8 protein-coding genes are annotated in these 25,007 nt (G+C 43.0%); all 8 read left to right on the forward strand.

The annotated features are described in order from the left end of the window. A partial coding sequence (locus MTBBW1_RS24930) for a clostripain-related cysteine peptidase (protein WP_080809014.1) occupies positions 1-1,641 on the forward strand: 1,641 nt, incomplete at its 5' end. 395 nt (positions 1,642-2,036) lie between these two features. Then, positions 2,037-3,959 (forward strand): ShlB/FhaC/HecB family hemolysin secretion/activation protein, encoded by a 1,923-nt coding sequence (locus MTBBW1_RS24935; RefSeq protein ID WP_186441698.1) that lies wholly within the window; start codon positions 2,037-2,039, stop codon positions 3,957-3,959. Positions 3,960-4,167: 208 nt separating this feature from the next. Beyond that, on the forward strand, positions 4,168-9,399 hold the full coding sequence (locus MTBBW1_RS24940; protein WP_186441699.1) for a CHAT domain-containing protein: 5,232 nt from the start codon (positions 4,168-4,170) through the stop codon (positions 9,397-9,399). 371 nt (positions 9,400-9,770) lie between these two features. Continuing rightward, complete coding sequence (locus MTBBW1_RS24950) at positions 9,771-13,616, forward strand: ligand-binding sensor domain-containing protein (RefSeq protein WP_080809028.1); 3,846 nt, start codon at positions 9,771-9,773, stop codon at positions 13,614-13,616. A 1-nt stretch (position 13,617) separates the two neighbouring features. Continuing rightward, positions 13,618-17,376, forward strand: a complete 3,759-nt coding sequence (locus MTBBW1_RS24955; protein ID WP_186441700.1) for a two-component regulator propeller domain-containing protein — start codon at positions 13,618-13,620, stop codon at positions 17,374-17,376. Beyond that, complete coding sequence (locus MTBBW1_RS24960; protein ID WP_222424163.1) at positions 17,360-19,264, forward strand: AAA family ATPase; 1,905 nt, start codon at positions 17,360-17,362, stop codon at positions 19,262-19,264. The genes MTBBW1_RS24955 and MTBBW1_RS24960 overlap by 17 nt, the downstream gene beginning before the upstream one ends. A gap of 513 nt (positions 19,265-19,777) precedes the next feature. Further along, positions 19,778-24,400, forward strand: coding sequence for a two-component regulator propeller domain-containing protein (locus MTBBW1_RS24965; protein ID WP_186441701.1), 4,623 nt, complete (start codon positions 19,778-19,780; stop codon positions 24,398-24,400). Positions 24,401-24,694: 294 nt separating this feature from the next. Next, on the forward strand, positions 24,695-25,007 hold a 313-nt coding region (locus tag MTBBW1_RS24970), incomplete at its 3' end, for a two-component regulator propeller domain-containing protein (protein ID WP_222424164.1).

Raw genomic sequence — 25,007 nt, forward strand, 5'->3', positions numbered from 1 at the left:
AAAGAGAGGTTTCCTGCCAGCCATTATGCTCTTGTCCTATGGAGCCATGGCCATGCAACAGAAGGGTTTGGAGATGATTCCAACCATACCGAGGATGGCCCGAGACTCACATTTCCTGAAATGGATCAGGCATTCAAAACCATCAGAAATACCATGGAAGCTCCCCTTGATATACTCTTGTATGATGCCTGTTTCATGGGAAGCATAGAGGTTGCCCAGCTCACATCACAGGTGGCTCAGGTCATGGGAGCTTCTGCCGAAAAAGTAATTGATGCCGGTATGGATTACAATGCACTTTTGAAAGGCATTGAACAAAATGCAATTGATAACGGCATTGATTTTGGAAAAAATGCCTTGAATGCCTATATTAAAGAGTGTGAAACAAGTGGCAAGTTTGAGGGAACCAGGGCAGCAGTGACCTATTCAGTGCTTGATTTGACAAAAATGTCGGTTTTTGAAGAGCAGTTTCAGGGATTCACATCTAAGCTTAAGGGAGAAATGGAAAATAACAGCTATCAGCTCTACTCCACTCTTTCAAAGGGTCTTATCCGCAGCGTCTCCTACCCACTTATAGGAAAAACACTGCATGGCTGGTTAGACAGTTATGCGGAACATCTTGAAGTGGATATTGTTAATTGGATGTATTATCTGTCAAAGGAAATGCCTGCTCTTGAGGAACAGGCCACAAATTTGATCGATACCATAATGGGATACCCTACTTTGGACGGAAACGGTTTACAGGGAGGCCTTGTTGTAGAATATAAAGGAAATGTTGATAACTTCAGCGGAGTCGATAGTAATGCCGGGCGGTTGAGCATTGATCTTGGTGTTAACACGGACTATATAAAAAACAATGAAGATCCGACCATAAGATATCTGCCTATTTCATACGATGCTCTAAACGATGCCATAGTTTCCTATTATCAATCTAAAGAAAGTTTTGATTTTTTTGAAATTGACAGCAAATATAGCTGTGAAGATTCTACTTCCTGTGCTGATTATACCTGGCTTCTAATAACAAGTGACAATGATGGAAATGATATTGTTAACACATCTGCGTGGCTGTGCGGGGCTGAGCCTGAAGAAAATTCAAAGCAAGTTCTTGTTGTCAAAAGTCTCCATAATGGAGAGGTTCTTTATGAAAATACCAAGTTTCATATCTATCAAGAGGATATATGTAAATATTCTCTATGTGCTGATGGTACCTGCGAATGGATAACTGTTACTGAAAACGGAAACATGCTTACAGCCAGCGCAATGGTTAACGGCATCTCTTCAATCCTTTTCTTCTCGGAAAACCAGGACGGGACATGGGAAATAACCGATGTAAACCAGTACATACATGATACATGGATGCGTGGCTCAAATATCCTGACAGGTGATGTTATAATACCAGGCCAGAGATATTTTATTGATGATATCCCTGAAACAAAAAATTCAGATACAGCTTTAATAGTCATGGACACTTCTTCCATACACCTGCAAAAGGTTTGTGAAATTGATATGCCCTCTGTCATTGCATCTTTTTATACTTACAATGGTATCGAGGAATACCACTCTCTTTGTGATAGTTATGAAGCTTGTTTTTTTGGCAAAGAAGGCGAAGATACACATCCTGGGGTTAAAATTAAATTAAATTAGCATAATGATCTGGAAAGTCTTGCTATATACTCAAAATCGACACATATGATCTTTTGAGACTTGTCAATACTTGTCTGAATCAGGATGCCCAGAATTAACAAGATAAGTCAGGATTATCTATCCTGAACATCCTTTCCATCCTGGTTATCCTGATTCAGACAATTGCAATAACTGCCGGGAAGGCAATAATGTGTCGATTTTGAGTATATATACAAAATCAGCATCCTGGAGCTTCTTCACGTTTAAACTGTCGGGTGATTTTCCTCAATAAAGTGTAAACTAATTTTGAATAAATATGCAATATGCCGAATTTTTTATGCTAAATGGGTATGATTGTATATCAATAATATTTAAGTATAAAAATGATAGTCATTTTCATGGTAAAGAGGTATTTAATGTTTGAAACCACTTCCTGTAGTGTGACAGCAATGTCAACTTCACCTTCAAAAGTAAAACCTATTCTGGTTTTTTTGCACTTTTTGCCCTTGCTTTTCTTAATTCTTCTGTCATGCATTTACCCGTCAATAATTTATGCAGAAGCATATTCGTCAACATCACTTGCAACGAGGGAGACGCCATGCGTGGTGGAAAGAGATACCCCAGCAACTATACCCGCCAAAGGCAATTCTGATGCTTCATCCCTATCCGCCAAATCTTTACCATTATCACCATACTCTTCCGGAACGGTCATCCTTGTTGAACGATTCATATTCACAGGCAACACTCTTTTTCCTGATGAAACACTTCAGCAGATCGCAGCACCATTTAAAAACAGAAAACTGACATTTGAAGAGCTTGATGCTCTTCGACAGCAAATCACAGATCTTTATATCAAAAATGGTTATATAAACTCCGGTGCAGTGATACCGGATCAGAAAGTTCTTGATGCCACCGTAACATACAAAATAATTGAGGGAATTATTTCTGATATTAATGTCTCAACTGACGGACGCCTGAAGCCGTCCTATATAAAGAAACGTCTGACATTTGATCCAGGTAATCCCCTTAACATCAACGCCCTTTATGAGCAGTTTCAACTGATGCACCAAAATCCTCTGATAAAAAAAATCAAACTGGAGCTTGCCCCGGGGCTTGAGCCTGGACAGAGCCATGTCATTGCATCTGTGGAAGAGACAAATCCTTACAAGGCAGCTCTTGAATTCAATAACCACAGATCTCCAAGCGTTGGTGAAGAGCGCCTGAAGCTCACTGCTTCACATGGCAATATTTCGGGATGGGGAGATGCTATTGCCATTGAGACGGGACTTACAAAGGGTATGGATGATTTTTCAATTGACTATATCATGCCAGTTCCAGGCACAAGAACCATTACTACAGCCGAAAGTAGCCTCCTGTTTCATTTTGACAAAAATGATTCGGAAATGCTGGAAGCCCCCTTTGATGTAATTGATATAACAGGGTATTCAAAATGTATTAGAATATCTTTAAAGCATCCTTTGTACCGAAATCCAAACAGCTCGCTTTTCGTTGGGGTTGCTGGAGAGAGGCGTCACAGTAAAACTACACTCCTTGGATCTCCATATGCCTTTTCTCCCGGGGTTAATCTTGTGACAGGAGAGAGTGATGTAGCAGCAATACGTTTTTTTCAGGATGGATTATGGCGAACATCATCACAGGTATTTGCACTAAAATCCACCTTCAGTAGAGGAATTGACGCACTGGATTCCACCATAAACAATTTAGAACCTGACAGCCGTTTTTTCACATGGCTTTGTCAGCTCCAATGGATAAGACGTTTGGAATGGAAATTGTTGCAGGAGAGCGAGTTTTTTCAAAACTGCCAGTTTATTTTTAAAACAGACTTACAATTTTCAAGAGACCCACTTCTTCCCATGGAAAAATTTTCTGTTGGAGGCCGCAACAGTGTAAGGGGGTATAGGGAAAACCAGCTTGTGAGAGACAATGCCATTGTTTCCTCCATTGAACTGCGGATACCTGCTTTTAATATCCCCTTGCCCCTTATCATCACAGATCATATTAAATCCGGTGCTATCAAAAAAAATGAAAAAAATTTTACCATTGCCCCCTTTTTTGATTATGGACGGGCATGGAACAGCTCTATTCATTTTTCATCGACTTCTCAAAGCCTTGCAAACAATTATGATGATTTTGATGATAAAGATTACGGAACAGATGCCCAAAACATATACAGCATGGGGCTTGGATTGTTGTGGCAACCTCTTGAAAGCTTATTTGCTGAGGTTTACTGGGGAATTCCATTAAAAGAGATTGACCAGAACGGAAGCACGATGCAGGAGAACGGAATTCATTTTTCGATTCAGTACAACTTTTTCTGATATTTTGAAATAAGAGATAGATTCCAAGAGGGGTCATTTATCTGAATCATGATAACCAGGATAAAAAAGATGTCCAGGATAGGGGATTCAATCCTGCTTTATCTTGTTAATCCAGGGTATCCTGATTCAGACAAATAGAATAAATGCCGAAAATGCCCGCAAGATGCCGCTTTTGAGAAAGTAGATGAGGGATAAGGAAAAAAGCTTGATGAATTATAAATTACATACATTGAAAAAATTATTCAAAAATAAAAAAACAGTATTCTTTTATATGTGTGTTGTCTTCACACTTATCATGGAGCCTCTTCCATCATATGGAGATATTTCAACCGATGGCACACTCGGCCCTGCAACAGATCTTACAGGCCCGAATTTTATTGTCCCTTCTGAAATCGGATTAATCAAGGGAGAGAACCTGTTTCACAGCTTTCGGACATTTAACCTTAATACCAATGACGGCATCAGCGAAAGTGCAACCTTTACAGGCCCTGACACCATCTCCAATATTATATCAAGGGTCACAGGCGGCTATAGTTCTTGGATAGACGGTCGATTGACATCTGAAATTTCTGGTGCTGATTTCTATTTTATCAATCCGTCAGGTGTCCTGTTTGGCCCCAATGCAATTCTTGATATTGGGGGATCTTTTCATGTGAGTACCGCAGATTACCTGAAACTCGGAGAGTCAGGACGATTTGACGCAACACTTCCGGATGAAAGTATCTTTGTCAGCGCTCCACCTTCTGCTTTTGGCTTTACAAGTGCCAATCCGGCCGGCATCACCATTGGAAATGTTAATGGTTTGGCCGACCCTAATGAAGCTGCAAACACATTGCTTGAGGTGCCGGAAGGAGAAACAATTTCCATTATTGGCGGTAAAATTCAAATAGTTAACAGTTCCATCTTTGCACAGTCCGGACGGATAAACATGGCAAGCGTTGATTCCAGTGGTGAGGTTGTGCCCGGGGAAAATGATCTTGTTATGGAGGGTTTTGAAAATCTTGATGATATTGAAATACTTAGGAGTATCTATTGGGAATTATTTGATCAACATTCAACCTATGGAGACATTGAAGCCAGTGGTATGATAGATGGACACATCGGTGGAAATATCTATATTAGGGGAGCCAACTGTAACCTGATATCAACTATCATAACCTCTTCAAATTTCGATGAAGAATCAAGTGGTGCAATAGATGTTCAATTAACAGGAAATTTTACCGCACAATATGGTGGTATTTCAAATATTGCCCACCATGGAGAAGGTAAAGACATCGAAATCAGGGCTGATAGCATAGAACTCAATAATGGTGTCATTAAAAATAGCACAGAAGGGACAGGAGATGGTGGCAACATAAATATCAATGCTTCAGTTATCAATATCATGTCAAAAAGTGGAGGAATTTATACGGTCAGTGACGGCAGCGAGGGTAGAGCAGGGAACATAATAATAAGTGCGAATCATATTTTTCTTGATAGTTCGGGTAGTATTTTCACAACAACTATAACTTCGGAAAACTATAATCTAACTGAAGGGAATGCTGGTAATATTGATATCTCCACTTCAACTCTGGATATAAAGAATAAAGGCTCAATTCAATCCTCATCAATCAATAATGGTAATGCAGGCAAAATATCAATTACAGCAGAGCATATCAATATTGAATCTGAAGAAGGTGGGACAATTGAGACTGAACAAGATAGGACAATTGAATCTGAACAGGGTGGAATATTAACAACAACGTCTTCTGTCATTGATCCAGAGACAGGGGAATTAATAACTATTCCTTGGGGAAATGCAGGCGAAATTGAAATCAAAACTTCAAGTTTGGAGATCAACAATAATGGAACTATTCAATCATCCTCAACCAGTCATGGAAACTCAGGTAAAGTAGTAATAACCGCAGACAATATCATTATTGATTCAGGGAATATTCTCACAAATTCATATAACATTAAAAGCGATCAAACTGATGAGATTACAACTACAAAAGGCGATGCAGGCGAAATTTCCATTTCAGCTTCTGTTCTTAAAATAAATAATTTAGGCCGCATCCAGTCATCCTCAGAAAACGAGGGTGACGCTGGTACCGTAACAATCAACAATGCAAAAAATATCTCTTTAAATGATGGTTCGCAGATAACAGTTTCCTCCCAGAAAGGGAGCACAGGTGATGGTGGAAATATTATCATCAATAATGCCGGAGATATTCTGATTACAGGAACAATAATAAAAAAAGATGAAGAGGGCGAAGATTATCCTTTTCCGAGCCAAATCGTTGCAAAAGCTTTTTCCACAGGTTCAGGTGGAAATATTACCATTGAGGCAGACAACATTGAATTGTCAGATAGTGGAAAAATTAACGCACGTAGTGAAAGCGAAGAACCAAATGCAGGTAAGGCAGGAGAAATAAATTTAACGGCAAATGATACAATAAAATTAAATGGGTCAGCCGGAATTGAAACTTACGCTGAAAATGCAGGTGGAGGGCAGATTGTCATTAAAAGCGGCAGTATCCAGCTTATTGACAAAAATCAAATAACATCACAGGTAAAAACAGGGGAAAACAGTGGTGGAGATATACATATGACAGCAGATTCCATTGTGGCTCTCAATGGAATTGAAATCAATGCCAGTGCCGAGGATGGCAAGGGTGGAAATATCATCATGGATACTGATGTATATCTTAAAACAGATGATCTTATTCTTGATGCTTCATCCAGAATTGAAGGTAACGAAGGCAAAATTGAAATCAACGCCCCGGACATTGACATAAGCGGGGAGCTGTCCACTTTATCCACTGACTACATGGATGCCTCACGATATATTAAATCCCAATGCGCCACACTGTCAGGAGATAATGTAAGCCAGTTTATAATCCAGACAAGAGAGGGGCTTCCACTTCCCATTGATGATTTCCAGCCAAGCCCTGTCATCAGGGAGGAGAGCCTGTTTTTCAAGCCAGGCATCTCTATTCCTGAAGATATAAAAACACCTCTTAAAAATGCTGCAAAAGCATACGAGAAAGGGGAATATGCCAACGCAGTTGCCTTACTTGAGCCGCTATACTCAAACCTGTTAACCAAAATTAAAATTAAAGGCAGATTGTTAGGCCAGAAGAATAAATCCACCCTGAATCCTGATACAGTTATATATCCTGCGCTTTTTCACACAGCCCTGGTATTATCAAGATCGTACCAGCGCCTGGGATTTCATGAAACCGCAAAAAAACGCCTGACTACCTTAACGCCCTTTTTAGAAAAACAAAGTTCCTTCCACCACACCATTAATGCCTTGTTTTACAGCGCACTTGGAGATCTTGCCTGCATATTCGGTCAAAGCAGCGAAGCACACAAATATTTCATGGAGAGTATTCAGCAGTCTGATCTTTCTGATGATTCAGATGTCAAGGTCTCAATTATGAATAATATCGCCAATCTATTTGCTGTCACTGGATATGCCTCGGAAAGCATGAAGATCTACGCCCGATGCCTTGATTTGATTCAAAAGCAGTTAGCTGATGCCCAAAATAACAAACAAAAGGCCATCAAGTCTCTCTCTTCCCCACTTTCTCCACGAACAACTGATCTTGCAGCCACAATTCATCTGAACACTATTGAATTGCAAATGATTCTTCGGCAGGAAGAGTTCAGCCATACACAAAAGAGGCAATGGGCATCTATTCCCATGGAAAATCCGGACGCCCTTCTTGCGGCACTGAAAATACGTCGTACTCTGAATACATCCTATATACTTATTCCTCTGAACCCTGAAGAGATTCAGCTTAAATTGACCACTGCAAATAAAATAATTCGCCAGCAGCAAGATGGTAATCTTAAAATACTGAACCTTGCCTCTCTGACAAGGATAGCACTTGAACTTGATGAGATAGACATTGCCGATGATGCACTTACACAATCTTTCACAATTGCCAGTAACATGAATAACAATCATGCCAAAGCTTATCTCTGCGGATATATGGGGAGGCGTTACGAAAAGGCAAATGACCCGGAAGCAGCAATGGCATTGACCAGAAAAGCGATACATTACACATCTCAACAATATGCCCCTGAAATGCTTTACAAGTGGTATTGGCAAATGGGCAGATTGTATAAAAACCGACATCAAACAAAACAGGCCACATTTTTCCTTTTAAAAGCAATGGAAATCCTCACACCTATCCAAAGGGAATTTTTTCAGGGATATCACAAAAAGGAAGGGGGATTTAAAGAGAATGTAAAACCAGTGTACCTGGAGCTGGCAGCTCTCTATCTTGAACTTGCCCAAACCTCAAATAATCAACGGGAGGAACAGAGACTTTTAATTCAGGCAAGGGACGTTCTTGAATATCTTAAGGCTGCTGAAATTCAGAGCTTTTTCCAGGATGAATGCATTGCCGAAACACAGGAAAGAATCAGGATAAAGGATAATGAACCAGGGACAGCAATCATCTATCCCATTCTTTTAAAAGATCGCCTTACCCTGCTTGCAAGCTTTGAAGGGACTATCAAACCCTTCTTCATTGATGTCAGCAGCACCATTGTTCACAAAACCGTCATGGAATTTTACAATCGGCTCCAGCAGCCTGATAACAACAGATTCCGGTTCCATGCAAAACGGCTGCATGAATGGCTTATACAGCCGCTTGCAAGCGATCTGGTTCAGCATGATATCAATACACTTGTGATTTCTCCTGACGGCATCCTTGGACTTATCCCGTTTGGGGCGCTTTTTGACGGCCGGAAATATCTTGTTGAAAAATATGCAGTGGCCGTTATTCCAGGTATAACTCTGACGGATCATGAAAAAGCATCCGGAGCATTTCGTGCCCTTGCCTGCGGCCTCTCCTATTCTGCAAACGGATTTCCAGCTTTGCCTTATGTATCAAAGGAACTCAAAGCAGTGGATGCCATATTAGGAGATAAAATCCTGGAGAATGAGCTTTTTACAACCAGAAGTTTCATGGAGGCTCTTTCAAGCAATCAGTTTAACATTCTTCACATTGCCACCCACGGCAATTTTGGTATCACGCCTGATCAAACTTTTCTGTTAACTCATAATGGCAGATTTACAATGGATGAACTCCGTCAACTGGTGCTCCATCTAAAATTCAGGGAGCAACCCATTGAGCTTATAACCCTGAGTGCATGCCAGACCGCCACTGGAGATGAAAGAAGCGCTCTTGGTCTTGCAGGCACCGCATTGGGTACCGGTGTTAAAAGTGCCCTTGCAACCCTGTGGACAGTGGATGATGCAGCAGCATTCACGCTTGTCAAAGGTTTTTATGAAACATTAACAGGGTTTAATGGAAAAAATATTGAGCATGAAGTGACAAAATCAAGAGCACTGCAATTAGCCCAGAGGGAGATGATAGAGATGGAGAACTTCAGACATCCCTTTTTCTGGGCACCGTTCATCCTGGTTGGGAACTGGTTATGAGCCATCTCAGTGTAAAACATTTACTCAAAATCGACATATTGTTGGCTTTTTTGGCATTTATTGCATTTATCTGAATCAGGATAACCAGGATTTACAGGATGCTCAAGATTTTTATCCTGTAAATCCTGATTATCCTGGGCATCCTGATTCAGACAGTATTAACAAGGCTCATAAGGTCATAGGTGTCGTTTTTGAGCATTTAGGTTAGTTTTGCGATTCCGTAAAGCAACTCTTGTTCGCATTAAGAGATTCTTTCAGCTTTGCTTTTAAGAGTCTCAGCAATACATTGTGCCATATCAGGCGTAAGGCGGTGTTATATATTTATCCGATTGACTGATAGGTGAATAGATAAATTTTGGAGAAAACAAAAAATGGAAAATTCCAGCACAGTTAGACAGCTATGTGGTGCTTTGTTTTATATTTTTATGATGCTATCCGTTTCAGGGGCGTGGGCAGGAGATCTGTTTATTGATCCAGCATCGCCTCTGGTCGAAGTGGGAGGGCAGATTACACTGAGCGTTACCAATCCAGGAGGAGAGGTAATGTGGACAGCATTTGAAGGAGAGATAGAAGAAACAGGCTATTCCGTTATATACACAGCACCTGACAGAGAAACCACTGATGGCGTTACTGCAATGGATACGGCAGGGAATATAGGTAAAGTAACTGTTGTTGTGCAGGATAAAGGTAAAATTGATGAACGCTTTTTAAAGGAAAATGCAAACTGGGAGATAATCACCAACCGCAAATTGGTGTTGTCTCTGGTGCTGTCAGATGATGGCACTACACTCTGGGCAGGTACAGGGGGCGGATTGGAAAAACGTGATGCAACCACAGGAGACCTAATTCAGGTATTCAATAATTTAGACGGATTACCGGATATCTGGATTTATTCTCTACTGTCAGACGGAAAGAGTGGTATCTGGATTGGAACAAGTGATGGGCTTGCACATTTAAAAGCAGATGGAAAATGGGAAATATTCAAAAAAGATACCTCCAGATTACCGGATAACAGTATTATGGTACTTGTGGCAGACGGAAGCGGCGGTTTGTGGATTGGAACACGTTACAGCGGGATTGTCCATTTTACATCAACTCAGATGTGGGAGTCGTTAGATAAAGATAACTCTGAATTGCCGGACAATTATATTCAATCACTGTTGCCTGACGGAGAAGGTGGATTATGGATCGGAACAAATGAAGGCGGTCTTGCCCATTTAAAGTCAGACAACACATGGGATCTATTTAATCAGGATAACTCTGACTTGCCCGATAACTATGTGCCTGCCTTGTTATCTGATGGCAGCGGAGGGATATGGGCAGGCACAGGAAAAGGGCTTGTAGCTGTACAATCAGACAGTCAATGGAAATTGTTTGATTCCGACAACTCACTTTTACCTGACTCTTCGGTTAATTCAATATTCCCGGACGGGAATGGTGGATTGTGGATTGGGACAGATGGCGGTGGCCTTGCACATCTGAAATCCAGTGAAGAGTGGGAGCTATTTAACACAGGCAACTCTGGATTGACCTCACAGACGATCTACCCGCTTATATCCGACGGAGTTGAAGGACTCTGGATCGGAACAAATCAAGGAGGTCTTGTTCGATTCAAATCTGATGGAACATGGAATGCATTTGTGGAAAAAAATTCGCAACTATCTGACAATTGGATCACTTCTCTTTTGTCCGATGGAAGCGGTGGGATATGGATTGGAACAATGTACGGTGGGCTTGCCCATTTAAAATCCGATGGGACATGGCAATTATACAAAACCAATAACTCCAAATTGCCTGATTCAAAAGTCAACACCATTGTGTCTGATGATAGCGAAGGTGTTTGGATTGGAACAGATGAAGGCCATATTGTTCATCTCAAATCCGACGAAACATGGACTAAATGGATATTTTCAAGTAACGAATCGGGCGATTTGCCTGACGTAATTTCCCTTTTATCAGATGGCAGCGGAGGCGCATGGGTTGGAAAGAATAGCGGGGGTCTTTCACACGTCACATTTGACCATACATGGAAGACTTTCAGCACAGCCCTTTTTCCGGACGACCATATCCTCTCCATGTTATCTGACGGTGGCAGCGGGATATGGCTCGGGACAAAAGGGGGGCTTGTCCATTTTAAACCATATTCGCTTAGAGGACTTAATATATCCGATTTCGCTTCGAAAAGTACATGGGAGGTGTTCGATACTGAAAATTCCAAATTGCCGGACAACACTGTTTACTCCCTTTTATCAGACGGAAATGACGGTTTATGGATTGGAACAGGGGGCGGTTTTGCATCTTTTAAAGCGGATGGGGCATGGGAGGTCTTTACAACATCTAACTCAAAATTGCCACACAACCGGGTTAACACCTTGTTATTAGATGATACCCTATTGTCAGATGACACCCTATTGTCAGATGGTAACGGAGCATTATGGATCGGAACACAATGGGGCGGACTTGCCCGACTTAAAGCAGACAATACCTGGGATGTGTTTAATAAAGACAACTCCAGATTATCAAAAAACTGGGTTTCTGCCCTGTTATCTGACGGAAACGGTGGCTTGTGGATTGGCACGGATAGTCATGGCCTTGCCCATCTCAAATTCCCGTCTTTAGAGACACGAGAAGAACAATACCGTACCGGCCGGCGTGCTGCCATCATCATTGCCGGTGGCGGTAACACGGATGATAATGTTCTGTGGAAAAGCACCGAAAAAATCAGTACCTATATATACAACATGCTGAACACACGCGGATTTCTCAATACAGATATCCACTATATTTCTTCCCAGTCCTTTGCAGATTTCAATGGCGACGGTTTCGATGACTATATTGTTGATGCACCAACTTCAGACCGGCAGATTTTGGTTTCAGATATTCAGGCAGCCTTTGACTGGGCAGCAACAAAAGGAGAATTGAACCAGCCCCTTTACATTTTTTTTACTGACCATGGCGGAACGGAACGCCTCCAGCTTGCACGGGGTATTTATATCGAAGCCTCGGAACTCAAAACAATGATTGACGATTACCAGAACACAACGGAAAACAAAGTCGTTTTGGTTATTGATGCCTGCCATTCCGGCACAATGGTCAAGGCCCTTGCAGGAGAAAACAGGGCCATCATATCCAGCACCGATGATGGTCTTGCATATTTTAACCGTTTTGATCACCAGAGTTTCAACTGGTTTTTCGCCAAAGGGCTGGTTCAGGGAAGAAATTTTGAAGAAGCGTTTCATTATGCAGAAAGCGAGCAGAAAAAATCGTTGGGAAAACTATCTGATTATGAAAGCGTTGCAGCCGGTGAAGCGGGTGATTATTCCCAGGAACCACAGTATGATGATACTGGAGATGGTGTTTACAATAAATATGATGAAGGTGACTGGCTTCAAAATGTTGCCATTAACGGCACTCTGGCAATGGCGGATATTACCCTCCATGTTAAGGAGATTACACAAACAGGTATAGTTCCGGCATCAACCACAGGTGGCAAGGCGGACTCCCTGCCCCTTCTCAAGGCAAAGGTTACCACTGGATCAGGGACAATCAATAGAGTCTGGGCGATGGTTCGCCCCCCTCAGATGGATATTCCTGTTGATGATACCGGTATCCCGATTGTGGCGTTTCCCAAAGCAGATTTAAGCCCCTCAACAACTGAAGAAAATATTTATGAAGGGAACTGGAACGGTTTTGTTTACAATGGTGAGTATGAAATCATTTTTTATGCAGAAGATAATGAAGGGAACATTGAGAGTAGCGAATCAATAAACCTCACGGTTATTGATGGTATGGATTGCCCGGACAAGGCTTCTCTGAAAGTGAATGCCGATAAAGCGATCTATACATCAGGTGAGTCTCTGCAAATATTCATAACCGAACACCTTACCTATGGCTATGACCTCTACGTGGCACTGTTTCTGCCGGATGGTAATTTTGCCGCGTTGAAAAGCCCGCTCAATGATTCAAACGGATTGCAGCAAAAGAATTTCAATCGACTCTATCAAACTGACAAGTGGAATCAAAACAGGGATATGGGCAGCTCTCTTACGGTGGTCGATATGGTGTTGAACGGGAATACCCTATCTCAGACAACACGGATGCCTGGCAACTATTGCCTCTATGCTGCCCTGATTCCCCAGGAAGAGGATTTTTTCATTGCAGTTGGAAAAGGGTTGTTTGTATTTGATGGGGTCTGTTTTGAGATTGGAGAAGAATAACATGAGAATAAATGCGATGAACAATATTCATTCACCCAGGAGGCTGTCATTTAAAAAACTATGTATCGTTATTGCTTTTAGTTTCATGGTTGCATCAGTTTCAGTCTCCTGTGCAGGTGATCTTTTTATTGATCCTTCAGCACCTTTTGTTGAATTGGGAGGGAAAGTCTCATTGAGCGTTACCAATGCCAATGGAAGCGTAAAGTGGAAAGCATTTAAGGGAGAGATAGAACAAACAGGCAATGTGGTTACATACAAGGCTCCTGACAAGGTAACTGTGGATGGCGTCAGTGCAATGGACAGTGCAGGAAACATCGGCACTATAAAGATTACGGTGCAGGAGAAAAAATATATAGATGAGCTGTTCTCGAGGGAAAATGCCAACTGGGAAATTTTTACCAATCGAAGTTATATTTTTTCAATCATTTTGTCTGATGATGGAACAACTTTGTGGGTGGGAACAATTGGCGGTCTTGAAGAACGAAATGCCCATACCGGAGCACTGAAACGGGTTTACATAAATCAGGATGGACTGCCGGACAACTGGGTCTTTTCTCTTGCATCCGACGGTCAAGGCGGTCTCTGGGTGGGGACATGGGGTGGTGGTCTTGCCCACCATCTATCCGACGGCACCTGGGAGGTGTTCGATGAGGAGAGTTCCGATTTGCCGGACAACTGGGTCAGCTCTCTTCAATCCGACAATCAAGGCGGTCTCTGGGTGGGAACAAAGGAAGGTGGTTTTGCTCATCGTCTATCCGATGGCACCTGGGAGGTGTTTGATGAAGACAATTCCGATTTGTCGGACAACTATGTCCTGTCTCTTTTGTCCGACGGTAAAGGTGGTATCTGGGTGGGGACAAGTGGCGGTCTTACCCACCGTCTATCCGACGGCAGATGGGAGATGTTCGATGAAGATAATTCCGATTTGCCGGACAACTATCCCCGGTCTCTTTTATCCGACGGTCAAGGCGGTCTCTGGGTGGGGACATATGGCGGTCTTGCCCACCGTCTATCCGAAGGCACTTGGGAGGTGTTTGATGAAGAGAATTCCGATTTGCCGGACAACTGGGTCAGCTCTCTTCAATCCGACAATCAAGGCGGTATCTGGGTGGGGACAAGTGGTGGTCTTGCCCACCGTCTATCCGACGGCACCTGGGAAGTGTTCGATGAAGATAATTCCGATTTGCCGGACAATTTGGTCTGGTCTCTTCAATCCAACGGTCAGGGCGGTCTCTGGGTGGGGACATTTAGAGACGGTCTTGTTCACCGTCTATCCGACGGTACCTGGGAGGTATTCGATAATTCCGATTTGCCGGAAAAGGATGTCGCCTCTCTTCAATTCGACGGTCAAGGCGGTCTCTGGGTGGGGACAAGTGGCGGTCTTGCCCACCGTCTATCCGACGGCAGCTGGGAGGTGTTCGATGAAGAGAATTCCGATTTGCCGGACAACGATGTCCTGTCTCTTTTGTCAGACGTTCAAGGCGGTATCTGGGTGGGAACATGGGATGGTCTTGCCCACCGTCTATCCGACGGTAGCTGGGAGGTGTTCGATAAAGATAATTCCGATTTGCCGGACAACGATGTCGATTCTCTTTTATCCGATGGACAAGGCGGTATCTGGGTAGGAACAGGGGATGGTCTTGCCCACCTTTTATCCGACGGCAGCTGGGAGGTGCTCGATGAAGAGAATTCCGATTTGCCGGACAACGATGTCCAGTCTCTTTTGTCAGACGTTCAAGGCGGTATCTGGGTGGGAACATGGGATGGTCTTGCCCATCGTCTATCCGACGGCAGCTGGGAGGTGTTCGATGAAGATAATTCCGCTTTGCCGGACAACTCTGTCTGGTCTCTTCTCTCCGATGGTCAAGGCGGTATCTGGGTAGGGACATGGGGTGGTGGTCTTGCCCACCGTCTATCCGACGGGAGCTGGGAAGTGTTCGATGAAGACAATTCCGATTTGCCGGACAACTATGTCGGGTCTCTTTTGTCCGATGGTCAAGGCGGTCTCTGGGTAGGAACATGGGGTGGTGGTCTTGCCCATCGTCTATCCGACGGCATCTGGGAGGTATTCGATGAAGATAATTCCGATTTGCCGGACAACGATGTCCAGTCTCTTTTGTCCGACGGTCAAGGCGGTCTCTGGGTGGGGACAGGTCTTGGAGGTCTTGCCCATCTCACCTACCATTCCGGAACCATAGATGATGAGCAATATCTGACAGGCAACCGTGCTGCCATAATCATTGCCGGCGGTGGAAACACGGATGATAATATCCTGTGGGACACTACCCAAAGTATATGTAATTACACCTACAAGATGCTGAACAGACGAGGCTTTCTCAACACCGATATCCATTACATCTCTCCCCATCCTTTTGCAGACTTCGACGGAGATGGTCTTAACGACAGAATCGTTGATGCCCCTAAACCTGCACGTCAGTTGACACTTGCGGATATCCAGGACGCCTTTGACTGGGCAAAGACCAAACGCGAACTCAACCAGCCCCTTTATATTTTTTTCACAGATCATGGAGGTGATAATCGCCTTCTCCTATCCTGGGGAGACGTTTATCTTGAAGCCGCAGAACTGAATACCATGCTCGATGATTACCAGCAGGCCACCGGCAACAAGGTGATTCTTGTCATTGACGCCTGCCACTCCGGCACTCTGGTAGAATCCCTTGCCGCACCTGGCAGGGCAATCATTTCAAGCACCGATGACGGCCTTGCCTATTTTGACCGGTATGATGATCAAAGTTTTAGCTATTTTGTTACAAAAGGCCTGTTTAAGGGAATGAATTTTGCTGAAGCCTTTGATTATGCGACAAATTTACAGAAAAGACTGCTGGGCAAGCTCTCGGAATATGCCACCGTGGCCGGCGATGAGGCTGGAAGTTTTTCCCAGGAACCTCAGTACGATGATAACGGAGACGGTTTCTACAGTTCGGATGAGGGAGAATGGCTCAAACAGGTTGCCATCAATGGCAGTGTTACAATTGGGGATATTACCCTGCAAGTGACTCCCCTTATTGATTCCGGTATGGTTTCGGGTCTGAATTCAACACAGATACCCCTGAAAGCGGAAGCAAGTCTTTCCGCAGGCAAAGTGGAAAGGGTCTGGTCAGTCATCCGTCCCCCGCAGATGGATATTCTTGTGGATGACACCGGCATACCGCTCCTGGCATTCCCCAAAACAGATATGACCGCCTCAAAAACAGAAGAAAATGCCTGGGAAGGCAGCTATGATGGCTTTATTTACAACGGAGAGTATGAGGTCACCTTCTATGCCCAGGACAACGAGGGCAACATCGAAAGCAGTGACTCCATAAAGCTTACCGTTGCAGATGGTATGGTGTGTCCGCCCAAGGCATCCCTTGCGGTGAATGCGGAAAAAGCCATCTATCAGACCGGGGAAGCCCTGACCATCTCGGTAACCGAACACCTTGCCTATGGTTATGATCTCTATGTGGCCCTGTTTCTGCCGGATGGTCAATTTATGGCCTTGAAAAGCCCGATAAAAGATTCAAACGGATTGCAACAACTGGAATATAACCAGATTTACTGGGGAGACAGATGGATGGATATGCACAGGGACATGGGCAGATCTGTTAATGTAATTGATACTCTTCTTCCCCAGGAGAAACTGTCTGCCGGACAATATTGCCTTTATGCAGCCCTGATTCCTCAAGGTCAGGATTTGATTAATGCTGTGGGCAAGGGGTTTTTTGTTCTGGACGGGGTCTGTTTTGAAATTATGGATTAACCCCACCCGTATTCCCTCAATAGAGGTGATTAAATACAAGCAGGAGGCAAATATGAAATTCCCATACGGCATCAGCGATTTTAGATCCGTCATTCTTGAAAACTATTTTTACTGCGATCGCACCGATAGAATCTCAAAATTAGAGCGAGAGAAATATCAGCTCTTCCTGCGACCCAGACGGTTCGGCAAATCCATGCTGCTCTCCATGCTGGAAAATTACTATGACGTGGCAAAAAAAGATGAGTTCAACGCACTGTTCGGCCATTTAAAAATCGGGAAGAACCCCACACCGCTTCGGAATGCTTACTTCATTCTGAAATGGGATTTTTCATGCATTGATGCATCGGGTTCATTGGAAGATATTCGTCAATCTCTTTATGACCACATCAATGATTGTATTGAAGAGTTTATTTTGAATTACAAAAACTACGCTATTCCAAAAATCAGAATCAACTCTACCAATGCACTGAGTTCCGTCAAATCGCTGACCAACGCCGTTCAGATGACGGGACGGCCGGTTTTTCTCCTCATTGACGAATACGACAACTTTGCCAATGAGGTGATGATGTCAGCCAATCGCAGCGTCGATCACTATGAAGCCCTTGTCAAAAAAGAGGGGGTTCTCAAAACGGTATTCAAAAATATCAAATCTTCGGCATCCAGTTCCATGTTCGATCGCATCTTCATCACCGGTGTTTCTCCCGTGGTGATGAGTGATGTCACCAGTGGATTTAATATTGGAGAGAGTGTCTATTTTGAAATGGATTACAATGATTTGTGCGGATTCACCGAAAAGGAAATTCGCGATGCGCTGAGCCAACTGTCCCCCGATGTCAATGCGCAATCCAATGCACCGACATCCGATAGTGATGGAGCGCAGGGTGAAGCATCCATGGCAGTCGTCGAAGCCCTCAATATCATGAAGTTGTACTATAATGGGTATTGCTTTTCGTACGATGCCACGCAGCCGGTTTACAATCCCACCCTGGCCCTCTTTTTTTTCAAAAAACTCCAGAGATCCGGACGCTTCCCGGAGAATATGTTCGATGAGAATCTTGCCATGGATGAGGCAAAGCTGATCTATATTTCCACCATCGAGGGAGGAAGTCAGTTGATCATCGACCTGATGCAAAAAGGACAAACCGTCGAGACCCATGAGATCAGTCAAAAATTCGGAATCCGCCGAATGCTTTCCAATACCACCCATGATCGATCGTTTTTAATCTCTTTTCTGTTCTATTTCGGCATTCTCACCTTTGCAGGTCGAACCGATGAAGGGAAAAAAAGGTTGGCTGTACCCAATCTCATTATGAGGCGGCTTTATGTGGAGCGGCTCAACGAGATGCTCATCCCTGAACCTGTAAAAAGGGATGCCGGCAGAGATGCCGCTGAAAAACTCTACACCAGGGGAGAGATAGGGCCGCTTTGTACAGTTGTGGAGCAGACCTTTTTCACCGTATTCCGCAATCGCGATTACCGCTGGGCCAATGAACTGACCGTCAAGACCGCTTTTTTGACCCTGCTCTACAATGATCTGCTCTTTATCATGGATTCGGAAAAGGAGATTGATCGACGATATGCCGATCTCACCATGATTATCCGGCCGGATATGCGGCACTATCAGCTCTTCGACATTCTCATCGAATTCAAGTATGTGAGCCTGTCCGATGCCGGAGTTAGCGGAGAAACGGCTCGGGCACTCTCATCGGATGAACTTGCTGTGCTTCCTCCTGTACGGTGTGCCATGGCAGATGCCGAAAAACAGCTCAGAGCGTATGGTATGGCTTTGAATGAAAAGTATTCGGATCTGCGGCTTAAAAGTTATGGGGTGGTGGCATTGGGGTTTGAGCGGTTGTGCTGGTGTGAGGTTAGTCGTAACAATGCCTGAAGAAAAAAATAGGTATATAGGCAATAAAAACAGTAGTATTGATGAGCCTGTTGATTTAAGGGTTCACTCTTATTGGAACTCGCAACAACAACATATTGGAATTTGGATGACTGTTCACACATCATATTGATAAGAGTGATGCCTGAAATATGGAAATCGTGACTTAATCAACAGGCTCATTGAAGAACCTGTAAAAAGTCCGATTTTGAGAGTCTTTAAGCCGTAACCAATTGAAATTATATTAATAGATATTTTGGCTTTTTGGACTTTTTTTTACGAGACCATCAGAATGTGTTTATCAAATATTCATTATTTAAGTTTTAGTTATAATCTGTGGCAAGAAAAATAAAATATAAGAAAAGGAAAGAAATGAAACAAAACCCAATATGTTTTATTGTTATCATTTGTCATTTGTTGTTGATACAAACGAATACTCTTTTAGGTGAACAAAATATTCACTACAATGAATATTCAAGCTGGAAACTGTTGACCAATAGGTTTTTGGTTAATGACATGGCCCTATCCAATGATGAGCAAATACTTTGGGTCGGTACCACCGGTGGACTTGAAAAATGGGATAATCAGACCCAAATCCTTGAAAGGGTTTATAGTAAAATTGATGGATTACCAAATAATGATGTACGCTCTTTACTTCCAGATAAAAACGGCGGCATATGGGTTGGTATTGACTATACAGATTTTGGAAATTCCGGTGGTTTAGCTTATCTATCTGCTGATAATAAACTGCAAATATTTTCAAAGGAAAATTCGTTACTACCGTCGAACTCTGTATTATCATTGGTTTCTGATAATAATGGTGGAATCTGGATTGGAACAGATGGTGGTGGCGTCATTAATCTTACATATGAAAAAAAATGGGGTAAAGATTACAATAAAAATAATTCTGACTTACCAAGTAATAGCGTTTATGACATGCTTTTGGGTAATGATGGGGGACTATGGATTGGTCTTGGCTTCGACTTTACCATTTCGGACGATATACTACCTCTTGGCGAATTTAAAGGAGGATTAGCACATATATCCAACGATGGCCAAGTGTCTGTTTACACTGCTTCCAATTCTGAGTTACCGTATGACTCTGTGAAATCAATACTATCTGATGGCAACGGAGGTATATGGGTTGGTACAGGACACTATGAGCTTACTGGAATTAATCTTCCCATGAAATACAACGCATTTGGGAGCCTGGCTCATTTACTTTCAAATGATCTATGGGAAGTATATGATACTTCATTGGATGGAACAATAAGTATCCCTGTCAATGCTTTGATTACCGATGACAAGGGGGATTTGTGGATAGGGTCATTTGGTGGCTTATATCACTTCAGTCAAGGTGATTTCTGGTTTGATACTTATTATAACCTTTTTGAAATGTTCCATACTGTTACTTCATTAATCGAAGATAGCAATGGTGGAATTTTTGTAGGCACTGGAGACTCGACATTGGATACCTTTTGGGTGAATCAATATCAATCAGGAAAAAAATCCGCTATACTTTATCGATCTTCCGATGGCTATATGAATGTTTATGGAAATAATACTACCAGTTTACCAAACTCTAATATTCAATCTTTACTCTATGATGAAAAAGGTAGTCTATGGGTCGGGTTCAGAAGTGGCGGTTTTATGCGTCAATTACCTGATAACCAATGGATTAAATATAATGTTAGCGGAACTGTGAAGACGATACTATCTGATGGTGACGGAGGGGTTTGGCTGGGTAGTTTTGGTGGTGGCTTGATCCATATTTTTGCTGACAACACTGGTTTGCAATATACTACAAGTAACTCCAGTTTACCCAATGATAATGTAAATGTATTGGAGTACGATAACAAAGGTGATATCTGGGTTGGTACATATGGTGGGGGATTTGCTCATCTATCCAATGATCAATTTAAGGTTTACAACACTTCAAATTCGGAGTTACCTGAAAACAATATTCAGTCATTGCTTTCAGATGGCAACGGAGGGGTATGGGTTGGAACTGAATTTTCCTATAATACTTTCGCCCATATGCGAAATGATGAAAGTTGGGAACTTTACAACATGGGTAACTCAGGTTTAGCAGGGATGCAAGTAGATGTTCTTGTTTCAGATGCTTCTGGCGGAGTATGGGTAGGAACAAGTAACGGTATATCTCATTTGTTGAATAACGGGACATGGGAACTTCTATATGGCCATGAAATTGTTTATGATCAAAATGGGAACCCTATGATGACTACAGAGAATAATGTCGAAGCACTCGTTCTTGACGGACAAGGTGGTCTTTGGATCGGATTTCGTGGAGAAGATGGGCGGTTGGAACATTTATACTCTGATGGCACTTTTGAAATTTACAATACTTACAACTCAGCATTACCAAACTCTAACATTATTGCTCTCACAACCGACGATGCCGGTGGACTATGGATTGGAACTGAGCAAGGCTTATGTTATATTGTTATGCTTGGCAAACCAACACAAATCAAAAACAGCGACCCTGAAGTTACTTTAACATGGTTTCTCAACCGTTCTCCCTTTGATTTTCAGAAAGTTCAATACATAGAACTTCAACGCTCTTTATCAAAAACAGGCGTTTACGAAACCGTATATGATGCTTCCGGCAATCCGGTTCGTTTTCATGCCGACTATACCAATTGTCCAAATTCAAGGGCAGATAATTGTTGGCCTGCTGTGGAAAAGCATACCCCTGCCATCAAGGGGCAAGGAGACGCCAAAGTTAAAGGCTATACTCTAAATACCCCGATAACAGATCCGGAATGGCTTGAAGGAATACCAAGATATTATCGTCTTGCTGCCGTGATTGAAGAAGACGACAAATTGGTGATAATGGCTGAGAATCGTGAAGCCACCCTCATGGCTCCGGCTGTGGAAGAAAATCCCAGGGTTGGACTGGCTGTGGATCGATCTGCCATTGCAGTGTCACCTGGAACTGAAACGCATCTCAGCCTGTTTGTATCTTCCCTGGATCTTTTTTCAGGAGAAGTGGAGCTTGCCATGGAATCGGATATCACCGATGATTTTGACATAAAACTTGATCCTGCATCAGTTTCCTTGAATCCTGGTGAAACAAAATCTTTGAGTTTGCAATTTCAGGTTAGCCCAGAAGTGGTTGATTTTGAAGCCAATGTTAAAATTATTGCAAAAACAACCGATCAGAATGCAAATCAAACTGCCTTTTTGAAAGTGTATGCAGGGAATGACCCGATGGTGGCCTTGAGTATTGCTAAAACAAGGACACGACCCAGGGTAATGGATGGAATCACAGTTTCAGGCAACATCATTCCTGCCCGATCGGAGCAGGAGGTTATTATTTCAGGCAATAATATTGAGCCCCTTGTTTTGACAACAGACCAGGATGGCAACTTTGAAGGTTCCCTTACACCCACGAAAGCGGGCCTGCTCACACTGACAGCACTATCCAATGGTGCCACAAGCACATCGGAAATCTTTATCCTTCCCACAAGAACCCATGTTGCATTGACATCGGACGTCAACCAGGAAACATCCCAAGGAGATACCCTTAGGATTCAGGGTATCATGACGCCTGTTCGCCTGCATGAAACAAATATAAATCTTGATATCCGCTATCTTGATCCTGCTGACCCGGAAGCGGGTCTTAAACCGCAATTTGTTGGAGATGTTGCAATAGATGAAAACGGAGTCTTTTACAGAGATATTGTGGTACCTGGAGACGGTTTCATACATGTTACGACATCCCTTTCAGAGACATCAGATTATCTTGGTATCAATACAAAACTTGTGATTCCCATTGGGCAACCAGTTGGAGAAGGGATCATCGTTGTGTCCGATTCTGGTACGCCGGAATTTCAGCACATTTCAAAATCACTGGGTACCTATGTCTATAATGCCCTGAAAAATAGAAACATTCCCAGGGAACGGATTCGATATCTCGGACTTTCCGATGACGATGTTGTGGCAGACGGATATGCCGATAAAAACAATTTACGTCATGCGCTGACAGAGTGGGCAGTCTCTTTGATCTCTACGGAGGATCCGTACAAAACACCTTTGAACCTTTATCTTATTGGAACCGTTGAAGAGGGAACGTTCAGACTCAATGACAATGATGTACTGACCGCTGAGGAACTGGCACAATACCTGGATGATGCAGAATCTTTTGTTTTCAACAATTCAGATGCCGGCACCAAAGGGTTTCCAGTAACCATAGTCCTTGAAGGATCACAATCAGAAGAGTGGATTGAGAAAATATCAGGAGATGGGCGGATCGTTCTGACCTCTTCTGCTGCCAAGCCCATGGATGAAGGTGGGTATGCTGGATATGACAATTTGGGAGAAAGCTCGTTTTCTCGATTTTTTTATCAATTTATAAACTACGGTAGTGATATTGAAGGTTCATTTGCCGAAGCAAATTATGAAATACTGAAGTTTTACCGTCATACCCAAAGACCCGTCATGGATGCCGACGGTGACGGCGTTGGTACCACAAAATATGATCGCTATGAGGCATCTGGAAAATTCATTGAATACAGACCGTCAGGAAATCTGAGACCTCAAATCAGAACCACCAATCCAGATATGACCGTAAACAGAAAAAATGGAACCACCCTGTGGGCCATTGCCACTGACCCTGAAACTGACATGCAGGGGGTGTTTTGTTCCATATCAAATTCATCGGGGAATACAGTGAACATGGAGATGCAACATGACCGGGGGGATATGTATGTGGCTGCTTTTGATCCTGGGGATTCAGGCTATTCTATGGGATTCCATCAACTGGTATTTTATGCAAAGGACAAAGCCGGCAATGTCTCCCTGCCCGTGGAAAAATTTGTGAATGTGGTCCCTGATAAACCTGCACCGGTGAATGATAGCCTTGAGGCTCCTGAACTTACCCTTTCCATTGAAGGACGTACAGTGTCCATATCATGGTTCAGTGCATCTGACGCAACAGGATATACCCTGTTTTACGCACCCTTTCCTGATGCTGAATATATTGGTCAATTTGATATGGGGATGCAAGGATCAATCGCCTTTGATGGTTCGGGAATGGCTTTTTATGTGGGAGTAAAAGCCTGCAATGACATGGGGTGCAGTAATTTTTCCACTATTGAATATTTTAATCTGAAATAAGGCACAAAGGGAGCAGTTATAATAGACATTATCGGAAATAAGTATCTCATATATAATTCAAAATCGACACCTTGTTGGACTTTTTGGCATTTCTTGAATTTGTCTGAATCAGGATAACCAGGATTTACAGGATGCTCAGGCTGTTGCAGCACTATCCGCACTTTTGTTTTGGATGGCTCGGGAGGAATTTGGGTATCTATAAATGATAGCAGCTTGTATCACTGCTACTTAAATTTTCAAGATGTCTGGGAATGCGAGCTGTTCAATCGGGACAATACCGGTTTACCTTACTTTATGGACTACCTTCTTTTGGACGAATCAGAAGAGCTCTGGGCTGGTACATACTCGCATGGTCTTGCCCATTTGAACTCTCAAGGTCACTGGGAGATGTTCGATGAAGAGAACTCCTATTTACCTGACAACTATATCCATTCCCTTATCTCAGATGGTTTAGGCGGTATCTGGGTGGGAACATCTATTGGATTAGCCCAACGAAACTTCCAAGGTAACTGGAAAGTGTTCAAAAGCGAGAACACCGCTCTGCCGGGTGGTGTGAATACTCTTGTATCGGACAGCTCTGGAGGACTGTGGGTGGGGACGGGGGGCA

It is taken from the genome of Desulfamplus magnetovallimortis (assembly GCF_900170035.1).
Taxonomy (GTDB): domain Bacteria; phylum Desulfobacterota; class Desulfobacteria; order Desulfobacterales; family Desulfobacteraceae; genus Desulfamplus; species Desulfamplus magnetovallimortis.

Excerpts from the sequence above, each read along its gene's own strand:
- MTBBW1_RS24935 (WP_186441698.1), top strand. The coding sequence starts at position 2,037 with ATGTTTGAAACCACTTCCTGTAGTGTGACAGCAATGTCAACTTCACCT.
- MTBBW1_RS24940 (WP_186441699.1), top strand. The coding sequence starts at position 4,168 with ATGAATTATAAATTACATACATTGAAAAAATTATTCAAAAATAAAAAA.
- MTBBW1_RS24950 (WP_080809028.1), top strand. The coding sequence starts at position 9,771 with ATGGAAAATTCCAGCACAGTTAGACAGCTATGTGGTGCTTTGTTTTAT.
- MTBBW1_RS24955 (WP_186441700.1), top strand. The coding sequence starts at position 13,618 with ATGAGAATAAATGCGATGAACAATATTCATTCACCCAGGAGGCTGTCA.
- MTBBW1_RS24965 (WP_186441701.1), top strand. The coding sequence starts at position 19,778 with ATGGCCCTATCCAATGATGAGCAAATACTTTGGGTCGGTACCACCGGT.